Annotated in this window: 9 protein-coding genes; 3 read left to right on the top strand and 6 right to left on the bottom strand. The window is 73.0% G+C overall.

Annotated features, from left to right (window positions below; translation table 11 throughout):
* The first annotated feature begins 233 nt into the window (after positions 1-233).
* Together HCN51_RS47030 and HCN51_RS47025 are read left to right on the top strand one after the other, a co-directional pair.
* Complete coding sequence (locus HCN51_RS47030; RefSeq protein WP_346434046.1) at positions 234-3,494, top strand: ATP-dependent helicase; 3,261 nt, start codon at positions 234-236, stop codon at positions 3,492-3,494.
* Positions 3,488-6,769, top strand: a complete 3,282-nt coding sequence (locus HCN51_RS47025) for a UvrD-helicase domain-containing protein (RefSeq protein ID WP_168018420.1) — start codon at positions 3,488-3,490, stop codon at positions 6,767-6,769. The genes HCN51_RS47030 and HCN51_RS47025 overlap by 7 nt, the downstream gene beginning before the upstream one ends.
* Here HCN51_RS47025 and HCN51_RS47020 read toward each other — a convergent pair.
* From HCN51_RS47020 to HCN51_RS47005, 4 genes are all read right to left on the bottom strand, one after another.
* Positions 6,729-7,796 (bottom strand): type III PLP-dependent enzyme domain-containing protein, encoded by a 1,068-nt coding sequence (locus HCN51_RS47020; protein ID WP_168018419.1) that lies wholly within the window; start codon positions 7,794-7,796, stop codon positions 6,729-6,731. The two genes, HCN51_RS47025 and HCN51_RS47020, sit on opposite strands and share 41 nt — an antisense overlap.
* A 153-nt stretch (positions 7,797-7,949) precedes the next feature.
* Complete coding sequence (locus tag HCN51_RS47015; RefSeq protein WP_168018418.1) at positions 7,950-9,476, bottom strand: IucA/IucC family protein; 1,527 nt, start codon at positions 9,474-9,476, stop codon at positions 7,950-7,952.
* A gap of 2 nt (positions 9,477-9,478) precedes the next feature.
* Positions 9,479-10,954 (bottom strand): IucA/IucC family protein, encoded by a 1,476-nt coding sequence (locus HCN51_RS47010; RefSeq protein ID WP_168018417.1) that lies wholly within the window; start codon positions 10,952-10,954, stop codon positions 9,479-9,481.
* A complete protein-coding gene (locus HCN51_RS47005; protein WP_168018416.1) occupies positions 10,951-12,090 on the bottom strand; it encodes an ATP-grasp domain-containing protein in 1,140 nt (379 codons plus the stop codon). The genes HCN51_RS47010 and HCN51_RS47005 overlap by 4 nt, the downstream gene beginning before the upstream one ends.
* 149 nt (positions 12,091-12,239) lie before the next feature.
* On the opposite strand from HCN51_RS47005, the gene nudC reads away from it, so the two are divergent.
* Positions 12,240-13,211: an NAD(+) diphosphatase gene (gene nudC, locus HCN51_RS47000; RefSeq protein WP_346434045.1), complete on the top strand. Its 972-nt coding sequence runs from the start codon at positions 12,240-12,242 to the stop codon at positions 13,209-13,211.
* 6 nt (positions 13,212-13,217) lie between these two features.
* Here nudC and HCN51_RS46995 read toward each other — a convergent pair whose 3' ends face one another.
* Positions 13,218-13,466 (bottom strand): glutaredoxin family protein, encoded by a 249-nt coding sequence (locus tag HCN51_RS46995; RefSeq protein WP_168018415.1) that lies wholly within the window; start codon positions 13,464-13,466, stop codon positions 13,218-13,220.
* 73 nt (positions 13,467-13,539) lie between these two features.
* The gene (locus tag HCN51_RS46990; protein WP_346434044.1) at positions 13,540-14,442 is read right to left on the bottom strand and encodes an alpha/beta hydrolase; all 903 of its coding nucleotides are present in this window, start codon (positions 14,440-14,442) and stop codon (positions 13,540-13,542) included.
* Positions 14,443-14,593 lie beyond the last annotated feature (151 nt).

The following is a 14,593-nucleotide window of genomic DNA, read 5'->3' as shown; positions in this document are numbered from 1 at the left end:
CGCGTCTCTGGAAAGTCAAGATATATCGCAATATCGGTGAAGCTTCTGGCGGACAAAGCGTCCGGCGTGTCGCGAGAAAATCTGACTTTTGCCTCGATACGGTAGGCGGATCTCTGAGGGAGACCGGGCAAGTCGGCACGATCTACCCCTGTGGTCTGGTGGAATCTAGTGCTGTGAGTGCTCAGACCTGGCGGTTGGTGCGGAGAGGTAGCGGGGGGCGCGATGTGCCTCCTGTGCTCGATGAGCATCAGCGTGCCGTCGTGGAGCATCGCGGCGGCCCGCTCCTCGTTCTCGCAGGCCCGGGCACCGGCAAGACGACCACGATCGTCGAGAGCGTGGTCGAGCGCATCGAGCGGCGCGGCGTCGATCCCGAGCGCGTGCTCATCCTCACCTACAGCCGCAAGGCCGCCGAGGAGCTGCGGCGCCGCGTCACCGGCCGGCTGCGCCGCACCACGCGCACGCCGCTGGCCATGACCTTCCACTCCTACGCCTACGCGCTGCTGCGCCGCGAGAGCGTGCTGGCCGGCAAGGCGCCGCCCCGCCTGCTCACCGGCCCCGAGCAACTGCTGGAGATCCGGCGGCTGCTGCACGGCGAGCTGGAGAACGGCGCCCCCGACTGGCCCCAGTCGCTGCGCGAGCCGCTCAAGACGCGCGGGTTCGCCGAGGAGCTGCGCGACTTCCTGTCCCGGGCGAACGAGCGCGGGCTCGACGCCGAGCGGCTGATCGCGCTCGGCCGGGTGCACGGGCGCCCCGACTGGGTGGCGGCCGGCCGGTTCTCCGAGCGCTACCAGGACCGCTTCGACCTCGCCCCCGAGGAGACCTACGACTACGCCGAGCTGGTCGGCGCCGCCACCGCGCTGCTGGCCAGTCCTGAGGTGCGCGAGCGCGAGCGGGCCGCGCACGACGTGGTGTTCGTCGACGAGTACCAGGACACCGATCCGGCGCAGGAGCTGCTGCTGTCCCAGCTCGCCGGCGACGGCCGCGACCTGGTCGCGGTGGGCGACCCCGACCAGTCGATCTACGGCTTCCGTGGCGCCGACGTGCAGGGCATCATGAAGTTCCCCGAGCGGTTCAAGACGCTCGACGGCCGCGAGGCGCCGGTGCTGGCGCTGCGCGTGTGCCGCAGGAGCGGGGCCGACCTGCTGGAGGCGTCCCGGCGGGTGGCGGCCAGGCTGCCCGTCGCCCCCGCGCCCACGCAGGAACCTGGGCAAGACCCTGACGACTGGCCCGACCATCGGCCCGACCATCGGCACGGCCACCGCGATCTCGTCCCGGCCCCTGACGCCGACCCTGGTGAGGTCCGCGTGCTGCTGGCCGACAGCACCAGCCAGGAGGCCGCGATCGTGGCCGACACGCTGCGCCGCGCGCACCTGATCGACGGGGTGCCGTGGAGCCGGATGGCCGTGCTGGTCCGCTCGGCCAGGCGGCAGGTGCCGCTGCTGCGGCGGGCGCTGACCAACGCGGGCGTGCCCACCATGATCGCCGGTGACGAGGTGCCGATCGCACAGGAGCCGGGCGTGCGCCCGCTGCTCACGATGCTGCGGGTGGCGCTGGATCCGTCCCAGCTCGACGAGGGCACCGCCGAGGAGCTGCTGACCGGCCCGCTCGGGGGCACCGACATGATCGGGGTGCGCCGCCTGCGCCGCGCACTCAAGATCGCCGAGAACGAGGCGATGGGGGTGGCCGCCAGTGCAGCCACCAGTGAGATCACCGAGCCTGCTGATGACCCCGCTGATGACCCCGCTGATGACCCCGCTGATGACACTGCCGAAGAGGTCGACGGGCTGCCGTTCAAGGCGCGCTCGTCCGGCGAGCTGCTGGTCGCCGCCATCAAGGACGTGCGCGAGCTGATCCGCGTCGAGCCCCACGTCGCGCTCCCCGCCGAACGGGTGGCCAAGCTCCTGGCCGCCGCCCGCGAGGCCGTCCACCAGGGCGGCACCGCCGAAGACCTGCTGTGGACGATCTGGGACCAGAGCGGCCTGGCCCCCCGCTGGAGCGAGCTGAGCCTGGCGGGCGGCCCCAGGGGCGCGCAGGCCGACCGCGACCTCGACGCCGTGGTGGCGCTGTTCGACCACGCGGCCAGGTTCGTGGACCGGATGCCGATGGCGGGCCCTGAGGTGTTCATCGACGACCTGGCGGCGCAGGAGATCCCCGGCGACACGCTGGCCGACCGCGCCCCCGACGGCGACGCCGTGCGCGTGCTGACCGCCCACCGCTCCAAGGGCCTCGAATGGGACGTCGTGGTGGTGGCGGGCGTCCAGGAGGGCGTCTGGCCGGACCTGCGGCTGCGCGGGTCGCTGCTGGGCATCGAAGACCTCATCGAGACGGTGGAGGGCGGCGAGCCGAACAAGACGTCGCTGGTGTCGAAGATGCTGGCGGAGGAGCGCCGGCTGTTCTACGTGGCCGCGACCAGGGCCATGCGCAGGCTGGTGGTGACGGCCGTGGGCGGCGAGGACACCGACGAGCGGCCGTCGAGGTTCCTGTCGGAGCTGATGCCGGGCGCGGTCGAGTCGGCCACGGTCGACGACCGTGCCCGCTGGCTCAACCTGTCGGCCCTGGTGGCCGACCTGCGCAGCGCGGTGACCGACCCGACGAAGCCGCGCCGGGTCCGGCACGAGGCGGCCCGGCAGCTCGCCCGGCTGGCCGCCGCCGGGGTGCAGGGCGCCCACCCCAACGACTGGTACGCGCTCACCCCGATCTCCGACGACCGCCCGCTGAGCTGGCCCGACGGCGTGGTGAGCATCTCGCCGTCGGCGGTGGAGAGCTTCACCAAGTGCGGCCTGCGCTGGCTGCTGGAGACGGCGGTGGGCGCGGCGGGCACGAGCACCGCGCAGGGATTGGGCAACATCATCCACGCGCTGGCCGTGCTGGCGGCCACCGACCTGCCCAGCGAAGACCTGCTGGGCGAGCGCCTCGACCAGATCTGGCACGACCTCGACTTCGGCGGCGTCTGGTACAACCGCAAGCAGCGCCAGGTGGCCGAGCAGATGATCGGCAAGTTCCTGCGCTGGCACAAGGAGAACCCGCGCGAGCTGGTGGCTTTGGAGGAGGCGTTCACGGCAATGGTGTCGGAGGGCGTCCAGATCAAGGGCCGCGTCGACCGGGTCGAGCGCGACTCCGACAACCGCGCGGTGATCATCGACCTCAAGACGGGCGGCTCGAAGCCGAAGGCGGGCGATCTGGAGCGCCATCCGCAGCTCGGCGTCTACCAGCTCGCCGCGCTGCTCGGCGCGTTCGCCCGGCACGGCATGACGGAGCCGGGCGGCGCGGCGCTGGTGCAGCTCGGCAAGGCGGCGGGCAAGAACGACGCGCTGGAGCAGACGCAGGGCGCGCTGGCCGACGACAAGAACCCGGGCTGGGCGAAGGACCTGGTCGACACCGTGGCGATCGGCATGTCGGGCCCGTTCTTCCAGGCCAAGGTGAACGACGGCTGCCGCACGTGCGCGGCCAGGGCGAGCTGCCCGGTCAACGACAACGGGGGCCAGGTGTGCTGACCCCCGCCGAACTCGCCGGCAAGCTCGGCATCCTCCCGCCCACCCCCGAGCAGGCGGCGGTCATCGAGGCCCCGCTGGAGCCGATGGTGGTCATGGCGGGCGCCGGCTCGGGCAAGAGCGAGACCATGGCGGGCCGCGTGGTCTGGCTGGTGGCCAACGGCCTGGTCAAGCCGGAGAACGTGCTGGGCCTGACGTTCACCCGCAAGGCCGCCGCCGAGCTGGCCACGAGGGTCAGGGAGCGGCTCAACGGCCTGGCCGAGGCGGGGCTGGTCGAGCCGGGCGCGCTCGACAACGAGCCGACCGTGTCCACCTACCACGCCTACGCCGCCCGCCTGGTCACCGACCACGCGCTGCGCGAGGGCCTGGAGCCCACGATGCGGCTGGTCACGCCCGCCGTGTCGTGGCAGCTCGCCTCGCGGGTGGTAGCGATGTACGACGGGCCGATGGACAAGATCGAGCTGGGCCCGCCCTCGGTCACGGCGGCGCTGCTGGAGCTGGCCGGCGAGCTGTCGGAGCACCTGCGCTCGCCCGCCGACGTGCGGCGGGTGGGGGAGTGGCTGCGGGAGCGGCACGCCGTGCTGCCCGGCCGCACCACGCTGGCGCAGCGCAAGCCGCTGAGCGTGCAGGCGGCCAGGGAGCAGCTTCTTCCCCTCGTGGAGCGCTACGAACGGCTCAAGCGCGCCCGCGAGGTCATCGACTACGGCGACCAGATGTCGCTGGCCGCCCGCATCGCCGCCAACCACAAGGAGGTCGGCGAGATCGAGCGGGGCCGCTACTCCGTGGTCCTGCTCGACGAGTACCAGGACACCAGCCACGCCCAGCTCGTCCTGCTGCGCTCGCTCTACGGCGGCGGCCATCCGGTCACCGCCGTGGGCGACCCGTGCCAGTCGATCTACGGCTGGCGCGGCGCGTCGGCGGGCAACCTGCGCCGCTTCCCTCAAGACTTCCGCACGGCCGCCGGCGACCCGGCCCCGGTCCGCCAGCTCAGCGTCAGCTTCCGCAACGGCGACCGGGTGCTCGACGTCGCCGCCCGCGTCCAGCTGCCGCTGCGCATGGAGGCCCGCGAGGTGCCCGTGCTGGTCCCCGGCCCGAACCGGGTCGATCGCGGCCGCGTCACCTGCGCCTTCCACGAGACCGCCGCCGACGAGGCGAAGTGGATCGCCGACGGCATCGCCAAGCTGCTCGGCCAGGAGACGGCCCCCGACGGCCTGCCGTGGGGCGAGAAGGAGCGCAAAAAGACGCTCGCCCTGCAACCCCAGGACATCGCCATCCTGGCCCGCAAGCGCTCGCAGTTCCCCGCGATCCGCAGGGCGCTGGAGGAGCGGGACATCCCGGTCGAGGTGGTGGGCCTGGGCGGCCTGCTGACCGTGCCCGAGGTGAGCGACATCGTGGCCACCCTGCGCGTGCTGTACGACGCCACGGCCGGCGACGCGCTGGCCAGGCTGCTGGCCGGGCCCCGCTGGCGGATCGGCCCGGCCGACCTGCGGGTGCTGGGCGAGCACGCCCGTACCCTCGCCAGGGAGCTGAGCGAGAGCCACCGCGAGGAAGACCCGCTCGACCAGGTGGTGGCCGACCTGGCCGAGGAGCGCGGCAGCCTGGTCGACGCCCTCGACGAGCTGCCCGACAGGGAGGAGTGGCTGGAGTCGTTCTCGCCGCTGGCTCGCACGAGGCTGGTGGCGCTCGCGCACGAGCTGCGCCACCTGCGCGCGCACACCGCGCAGCCGCTGCCCGACCTGATCAGCGAGGTCGAGCGCAGGCTCGGCCTCGACATCGAGGTGGCGGCGCGCAGCGGCACGGTCGGCGCGTTCGCCGCGCGGGCCGACCTCGACGCGTTCCTCGACGCGGCCTCCCGGTTCGCCGGCGACGCCGAGGACCCGACGCTGGGGGCGTTCCTGGCCTACCTCCAGGCGGCCGAGAGCGAGGAGTTCGGTCTGGAGGCCGGCCGGGTCGGCGAGAGCAACAGCGTCAAGCTGATGACCGTGCACGCCTCCAAGGGCCTGGAGTGGCCCGTCGTGGTCGTGCCGGGCCTGTCGCAGCTCGTCAGCTCGAAGGGGACGATCGCGACCGGCAGCATCTTCCCCGCCACGCCGGTGATGAACAGCCGCTGGACGGACAACCCGCGCAAGCTCCCCTACGCGCTGCGCGGCGACGCGGCCGACCTGCCCCGGCTGGGCGGGCTGAGCAAGGAGGAGCTGGCCGCGTTCGACGAGCACTGCCGCGAGCGCGACCTCATGGAGGAGCGCAGGCTCGCCTACGTGGCCGTGACCCGCGCCCACTACCACCTGATCGCCTCCGGCTACCGGTGGGGCAGCGCGACCAAGCCGCTGGAGCCGTCCGACTTCCTGCTGGAGATCCGCGACACCGCCGACCGCGTCTCCGTGTGGGCCGACGACCTCGAAGAGGGCGCCACCAACCCGCTGCTGGCCGAGCCCGCCGAGGCCACCTGGCCGGTCGAGCCCGAGGGGCTGCGCTACGAGTCCGTGCTCGACGGCGCCCGGCTCGTCGAGGACGCGCTGGCGGGCACGCTGGGGCCGTACGAGGACGAGCCGATCAAGGCGTACGAGGAGGAGCGGCTGCGGGCCTGGCAGCGCGACACCGACCTGCTGCTGCGCGAGCGGGAGCTGCACCGGCGCAGGCCCGCCACCACGGTCGAGCTGCCGACGAAGCTGACCGTGTCCGCGCTGGTCACGCTGGCCGCCGACCCGCGCGAGCTGGCCCGCAGGATCCGCCGGCCCGTCCCGGTCAAGCCCGCGCCGCTGGCCCGCCGCGGCACCTCCTTCCACAAGTGGCTGGAGACGCGCTGGGACCAGCAGCGGCTCATCGACGACCTGGAGCTGTACGACGAGGAGCTCGAAGAGGCCGACGTGCGGCTGGCGGAGCTGCAGGAGCGCTTCGAGCAGAGCGAGTGGGCCGACCGGCGGCCGGTCGACCTGGAGGTCCCGTTCGAGACCATGATCGCCGACCGGCTGGTGCGCGGGCGCATGGACGCCGTGTTCGAGCGGGACGGCGGCGGCTACGAGGTCGTCGACTGGAAGACCGGGCAGCCGCCGCGGGGCAAGAAGGCCGCCAAGGCCGCCTCCGTGCAGCTCGCCGCGTACCGGCTGGCCTGGTCGCACCTGGCGGAGGTGCCGCTGGAGCAGGTCGGCGCGGCCTTCCACTACGTGCGCGCCAACCGCACCGTGCGCCCGGTGGACCTGCTCGACGCCGACGGCCTCGTGGCGCTGATCGAGGGCGTCAGGCTCGTAGATGATGAAAGGCCGGCTTCGGGTGCATGAGGAAGTCGTGGTGGGAGATGTTCCAGGCGTAGGCGCCGGCCATCGCGAAGATCACGGTGTCCCCGACGCCCACCGACGTCACGATGTCTCTGGCCAGGACGTCTTTCGGGGTGCAGAGCTGGCCGACGAGCGTGACCGGCTCGTCGCGGACGTCCGGCCTGCCTGACGGCAGCACGGCGAACGGCTGGTCGTGGCCCTTCGTCGCGGGCGTCCGCAGGTGGTGGGTGCCGCCCAGCACGATCGCGTACGCCTGGCCGCGCACCCGCTTCACGTCCACCACCCTCGTCACGTAGTAGCCGCAGTAGACGGTCAGCGCCCGGCCCGGCTCGACGCGCAGCCGCCTGCCCCGGCCGAGCCCGGCCAGCCCCGCGCCGTACGCCTGCCAGTCGAAGCGCGCCTGCGGCGACGCGTACGACACCGCCATCCCGCCCCCGAGGTTGACCTCCTCGTACGGGTGCTCCAGCAGCCGCCGCGCCAGCCCCAGCAGCCGCCCCGCGTCGAGGCCGCTGGCCAGGTGCGTGTGCAGGCCGCGCAGCCGTACGCGGTCGCCGAACAGCGGCAGGCAGCGGGCGAGGTCGTCCTCGTCCATCCCGAACGGCCCGCTCATCGTCAGCGCCGCGCCCTCGACCGGCAGGTCCGGGTTGAGCCTGAGCAGCACGTCCGCCTCCAGGCCCGTGGCGAGCAGGCGGCGCAGCTCGTTCGGCGACTCGACGTGCATGCGGTGGTGCGGCAGGCGCAGTTCGGCGTCGGTCTTGCCGGGCCCGCCCAGCGCCACCCGCGCGCCCGGGAACAGGCCGGTGACGTGCGCGTGCTCGCCCACCGACGACACCTCGAACCCGTCCACGTGCCCGGCCAGCACCCGCAGCACCTCGGCGTCGGGGTTGGCCTTGACCGCGTAGTACAGCTCGACCGGCCCCAGGGCGCGCCGTACGGCCGCGACGTGCTCGTCCAGCGACGGCAGGTCATAGAGGTAGGCGGGGACCCGGGGGAGCGCCGTGGCGGCCGTCAGGACGCGATCGGGAATCATGCGGCCACCTTCCAAGCGACGAGGATCATGCGCCCGCCTTCCGGCGGGTGAGGCGAATCATGCGAGCGGGTTCCGGCGGGTGAGGCGGGTCATGCGAGCGGGTTCCGGCGGGTGAGGCGGGTCATGCGAGCGGGTTCCGGCGGGTGAGGCGGGTCATGCGAGCGGGTTCGCGATCGGGACGTAACCGGCGGCGCGGTCGGCCGCCCTGGCCCAGCGCACGCCCAGGTTCGCCTTGGCGGGCAGCGGCGCGCCGGCCAGCAGGTCCGACAGCGGCAGCGGCCGGCCCAGTGTGCCGGCCTGCCGCTCGAACAGGCTCCTGGCCGCCCGCCACAGCTCGCGCAGCAGGTGGTCGTCGGTGCCCGCGAGCGTCGCGGCGATCTCGGTGAGGTGGTTGACGAGCAGGCAGTAGGCCACGCGGGCCCAGCCGCGCTCGGCGTCGTAGGTGAGCGCGCGGGCCACCTCGGGATGCAGCCCGACGAGGTCGTGGCGGCCCGCGACGAGCTTGGTGCCCTCCAGGTCGCGGAAGACGGCCTGCACGGGCATGCCGTCGCCGTCCAGCCCGACCAGCACGTTCTGCAGGTGGGGCTCCAGCACCACGCCGTGCGCGAAGTACAGCTCCAGGACCGGCAGCGCGACCACCGTCACGTACGAGCGCCACCAGGCGAGCGGGTCGGGCGCCTTGACGTCCAGGGCCAGGGCGCCGGCCAGGATCGGCGTGACGCCGGGGGAGCAGGCGGCCCACGGGCTCCGCCGGACGATCACGCCCAGCCCTTCGTGCGGCCTGCCCCCGGCCGCCGTCGACCGGTATCCCGGCTCCGGCAGCCAGCGGGTCGCGGGGTGGTTCGCCGTGACCTCGTCGAAGATCGGCGCGAGCCGTTCCGTCAGCTCCACCGCGCCGGCCAGCTCGTACCAGGCGTTCTTGCGCACGCAGTTGGTGATCCGCACGTCGAGGGAGAACTTCAGGCAGGCGTCCACCTCCGGGACGTACACGGTCCGTACGGACGAGGTCGGCACCACCATCGGCCCCGGCCCGAGATCGATCAGCCCGGGCACCGGGCCGAGCAGGCCGAGCTGCCACGGATGCGCCGGCAGCACCCGGTAGCCGTCGGGCCCGCGCCCCATGGCGTCCAGCACCGACGCGTCGCCGCCCTCGGCCAGCGCGTCCTCGGGCACGCCGAGCAGCCGGACGGGGAAGCGGGCGTGCACCTCGGGCGCGTACGCCAGCCAGCCCTCGCCGCCCCGCGCCTTGGGGCTGGGATGGAACGGATGCCCGTACACGAGCGCCTGCTCCGAGGCCAGCCACGGATCGGCGGGCGGCACGGCCTGCGCCCTGGCCCGCAGGATGGCCGCCACCGCGTCCCTGCTGGCCGCCACCTGCCCGGCGAACTCGGCGTTGCGCCCTTGCAGCTCGCCCTCCACGAGACGGACCAGCTCATCAGTGGTCAGGGGCCGCCATTCGCCCGCCTCCAGCCGCTCGGGCGGGCCGTCGAAGCGCAGCGCCGCCCCGCCGTGCGTGCGGGCCCGCAGCAGCGCGCCCGCCACCCGCAGCAGCAGGTACGGCGGCGCCGGCCACACCAGCCCGCGCGGCCCGGCCACCTCCCGCACGCAGCAGCGCAGCAGGGCCGCCAGCGTCGCCTGCTCGGCCGGGCCGGAAGGCGCGTCGATGGCCGGTCCGTGCATGTTCAGGCTCTCCTCAGGTAGTTCGGCCCGCTGGTGCCGTAGAACTTGTTGACGTCGCGCGCTCCGGAACGTTCCTTGGAGACGAGCGTGCCAGCGGTGATCATGGATTTGCCGGTCAGCCTGGCCGCGTCGAGCGTCCTGGCGCGCAGGAGCCTGGCCATGGGGTCGTCGCCGTACTCGCCGAGCGCGTCGGCCAGCGTGTCGCGCAGCAGCGCCGCCGCCCGGTCGTGCGGCAGCACCCCGAACGCCACGGCGGCGGACGCCAGGTGCAGCGTGATGGTCACGAAGACGTCGGCCAGGGCGTGCGGGTCGTCGTTCAGCATGCGCCCGTCGGCGAACTCCGGCACCGCGACCCCGGCCGCCCGCAGCCTCGACGGGGAGGCGAGCAGCCCGTCGTTGTCCTTGACCAGCAGCTTGAGCCGGTCGCCCTGGAAGAGCAGGGCCAGGTTCTGCTGGTGCGCTTCGAGGGCGACGCCGTAGCGGACGAAGAGCCGCACGTTCCAGCGCAGCAGCAGCCGCAGGTAGGCGGGCAGGACGTCGCCCAGCTCGTCCAGTACGCCCGGGGCGGTCAGCGCGGCGACCGGCACGATCCGGCCTTCGGGCAGCCGCCGCACCATCCAGGCGAGGTATTCGTGCCCGGCGTGCGCGTACGTCTGCTCGTCGGCGAGCACCACGTCCGGGTCGGCCAGCTCGCGCAGCAGCAGCTCGGCCCGGGCGCCGTCCTCCAGCGTGCCCGGCTTGATCGAGCGCCGGTTCCTGGCGCCCAGGGTGCTGATCGGCAGGGGCAGCTTGAGGTGCAGGCGCGGGCCGAGCTCGACGGTCCGCATGGACAGCGTGGGCCGCACCCGCACGCCCGCCCGCTCCAGCACCCGCACCCCGTCGATCTTGCGTACCTCGTCGACGGCCAGCGGATGCACGGGGAACACCGCCTCGCCGGCCGCCGCGTGTGCGCGCGCCCAGTCCGGTGTCACGTCGGCGGGCAGCCGGGCCGAGGAGCCCGGCACCACTGCCCAGCGCAGCTCGAACGAGCCGCCGAACTCCGGCGCGTAGGCCAGCAGCTCGGCCTCCGACAGCCCTGCCCGGGCGCGCGAGGTCGGGTAGACGGGATGGTCCACGGAGGCGGCCAGCGCCTCGTAGGACGGCTTCGCCTCGGGTGCCCGCTCGTCGTACAGCTCCAGCGCCGTCAGCGCCGCCACGCACTCCTCGAAGAACGCCGCCACCCCTTCGGTGTCCTCCGGCGGCGCGACCTCCACCAGCGTCTCCAGCACCTGCTCCAGCCCCAGCCGCTCGTCGGCGGCCACCACGAAGTCCTGGAACAGCGCCCCGGGGGAGAGCCGCACCCACCGCCCGTCGGCGAGCGGCAGGCCCACCCCGTCCTTGGTCCGGGTGACGCGGCCGGCCAGCCCGCCGTAGTCCTCGCGCAGCAGGGCGTTCAGCACCCGGGCGGCCAGGTACGCCTCCCGGGAAGGGCCGCTCATCCGACCACCCACGGCCGCGCGGCCCGGTACTCCTCGATCGCGGCGTCCACCTGCTGCGGTGACGGCCCGACGGCCCGCAGCACGCCGAGGTAGTCGCGATTGGTATGGGTGAGGGTGACGACCTCGCCCACGGCCCGCAGGGGCCGGTGCCACAGCCGTACGTCACCGAGCTCGACCGACTCGGGCCCCGGCGCGTCCTTGATGACCCCGGCCCGGTCGGCGACCAGGCTGACCGCGGCCCCGAATCGGGATATCTCCGGGACGGCGGGTACTGGTGCTCCGAGATGCACCTCCAGGATCCACTCGAAGAGCGGCACCCCGAGCACGTCCCCCAGCAGGAAGTCGCAATGGTCCCCGATCACCCGGTAGTTCACCTCGACGATGCGGGGCCCGGCGGCGGTGACGACGTACTCGGTGTGGCACGCCCCGAACCCCACCCCCAGCGCCCGCAACGCCGCCAGCACGTGCTCATGGGATTCATCGGTGGGCGCCCAGTCGAGCCGCTCCTCGACGAAGTACGGCAACGCCCCCAGCGTCGTCCTGAACCCGCCGAGCACCCGCGGCCCGCCGGCGTCCCCCAGCGTCTCCAGCGTGCGCAGCGGCCCTTCGAGGTACTCCTCCACGACCAGCGCCTCGCCCGGCCGCCGCCGCCTGACCTCGGCCACGGCCCGCTCCAGGCCGCTCTCGACGAGCAGGACGTCCTCGCTGGCCACCCCCTCGCGCGGCTTCAGCACCACGGGGTACGGCACGTCGGCGGGCACGGGGTCGTGCGGCCCGAGCCGTACGGAGAAGACGTGTTCGATGCCCGCCTCCTGGAGCCGGCGCCGCATCAGGAACTTGTTCTTGGCCGCCGCGCAGGCCCGCCAGTCCTTGCCCGGCAGCCCGAAGTAGGCGGCGGTCAGCGCGGTCTCGGTCTGGAGGTGGTCGGAGTTGGAGAAGATCGCGTCCGGCCTGCCGAGGTGCTCGACGGTGTCGATGAGCGCGCGCGGATCCCGTACGTCGCACCGCACCGCCGACGGATGCTCGTCCGGCCGGTCGGTGAGGATCGTCACCTCGCACCCGAGCGCCCGCGCCGCCGGCAGGAAGCCGTCCGTCACGGAATCGGTCGGTTTGAGCGCGGTCAGGTAGAGCCGCAACGCGAACGCACCCCCGGCAGGATCAGGTAAGGCTAACCTAACCCGTCGAATCCTAGCCCCATGGAGATCACCCCGGAGCCCGGATACCGTAATCGGCGGCTAACTGCGAGGTCATAGGATGACATGGGACTCGGGAGGGGGCGGCACCAGTGGAGACCGCGGAAGAGCAACTCATCGGCCCGCTACTGCTTGCGCGGGGCACCATCGACCGATCGTCGGCGCTGCGCGCGGACGAGCGGTGGCTGGAGCGGGCCTGGGCCGACCCCGCGACGAAGGTGCTGGTGATCGACGACGGTCACACGCTCGTGCGGCGGTCGGGTGACGAGGTGCACGCGGTGCTGTTCTCGCCCGCCGACGCGCCCGCGGGGGAGCGCTACCTGCTCGGCGTCGAAGACGGCGTCGCCTACTTCGCGGTGGCCGCGCCGCTGCCCGGCCTGCCGAGGAGCGAGGTCAACGGCCGCGTGACGATCCCGATGTCGCTGCGCGACACGCCCGAGGGCGAGCCGGTCGCCGCCGGGCTGCGCCAGGTGGGCGGCCTGCTCGGCGACCGCGACGCGGGCCTGCTGGTCTACGCCGTGGCGCTGGAGGCGTGGCACGCCACCCACGAGTTCTGCCCGCGCTGCGGCACGCGCACGGTCGTGCAGGCCGGCGGCCACATCCGCGTCTGCCCGCACGACTCCAGCCAGCACTTCCCGCGCGTCGACCCGGCCGTCATCATGCTCGTACGCGACGAGGCCGACCGGTGCCTGCTGGCCCGCGGGCCGCAGTGGCCGGAGGGGCGGCTGTCGATCCTGGCGGGGTTCGTGGAGCCGGGGGAGTCGCTGGAGGCGGCCGTCGTGCGCGAGGTGGCCGAGGAGGTCGGCATCGCCGTCACCAACCCGCGTTACCTCGGCAGCCAGCCCTGGCCGTTCCCGCGCAGCCTCATGCTGGGCTTCTTCGCCGAAGCCGTCACCACCACGCTCACGCCCGACGCCGAGGAGATCGCCGAGGCGCACTGGTTCTCCCGGGAGGAGCTGACGCGGGCCCTGGAGTCGGGCGAGCTGCGCCTGCCGCCTCCCGTCTCGATCGCTCGCCGCCTCATCGAGACCTGGTACGGCGGCGAGCTGACCGGCGACTGGTAAACCTGATCAGGCGGCTTCGAGCAGGGCCTTGACCTCGAGGGCGGAGGGGTTCGTCCGCACGACGCGCCCCTTCGGCGTCTCGATCACCACGGTCGGCACGACCTGGTTGCCGTTGTTGACGCTCATCACGAACTCGGCGGCCGACGGGTCGCGCTCGATGTCGATCTCGTCGAAGCTGATGCCCTCGCGCGTGAGCTGGGCCTTGAGCCGCTTACAGGGGCCGCACCACGTGGTGCTGTAGACCGTGAGCGCCATCTTCGGACATCCCTCCAAGGTCAGGAAATCGGGCGATCCGTGCAACAACCCGCATCGCCCGTCTAATCCCGCCCTACCCGATCCGGGAGGCGATCCACGCCTGCACCCGCTCGGCCACGCCCGGCTCCCGGTAGAGCGGCGAGCTGTGGTTGGTGCCCGGCTGCGTGAACACCGACACCTGCACCCCCACCTGCCCGAGCATCTGCTTGAGCAGCTCGCTCTGCACCGGCGGCACGAACTCGTTCTCGGAGTGGATCGTCAGCATCGGGGCGTCCTTGCGGCTGGCGTGCCAGGCCACCTCCATGCTCGCCCACACGCGCGAGCACTTGCCCTTCGGCGGGCAACCGCCGGCCAGCTTGATCGCGGCCGAGCGCAGCCGGCGCTTGTTGGCGTCGGTCGTCTTCTCCCCGTCGGCGTACGCGCGCAGCGGCGAGATGATCGGCGACAGCCCCACCACGCCCTTCAGCCCGCCGATGCCGTCACCGTAGGTGCCCACGGCCGCCGCGATGTGCCCGCCGGCGGAGAAGCCCACCAGCACGTAGTTGTTCGGGTCGAACGCGTACCGGTCGGCGTGCTTGCGCGCCGTGGCGATGGCGGTCAGCGCGTCGGTGCGCTGCGCCGGCCAGGCCGCCTCGCCCGACAGGCGGTAGTTGAGGTTGAAGACGGTGTAGCCCAGCTCCGCGTAACCGCGGGTGATCTCCTTCATGTACTTCTTGTCGCCGCTGGACCACCAGCCACCGTGGATGAGGAAGATCCCCGGCCGCTGCTGACCGTCGGGAGTCCACCACACGTCCATGCTCTGGCGCTTGTGCGGGCCGTACTGGACGGTCTCCACGGACAACCCGCCGATCCCCTCGGCGTCCACAGGGGTGTCCACGGTGGGGGCGGGTGTCGGCTCCATGGACGCGCTCGCGGCGACAGGTGTGAGCGCGACGGCAGCGAGCGCGAGAGCGCTCACGGAAACCGCTGTTCGCACGGCCTTCCTTTCCCCCATGCACATGGTCGGGCCCCATTGTGGGGGAAAAGACCAGTTCTTTGCATCTTGAAGACGCAGGCTTTGCGAGCATACGTCGGCCCGCATGTTGCCAGAATAAAGTGGTTCTCCGCCAGCGGCTGGGAGGATACAC

It is taken from the genome of Nonomuraea composti (genome assembly GCF_012034275.1).
In the GTDB taxonomy this organism is placed as follows: domain Bacteria; phylum Actinomycetota; class Actinomycetes; order Streptosporangiales; family Streptosporangiaceae; genus Nonomuraea; species Nonomuraea composti.
The sequence above is the reverse complement of the archived record's forward strand: the minus strand, read 5'-3'. Positions and strand labels throughout refer to the sequence as shown.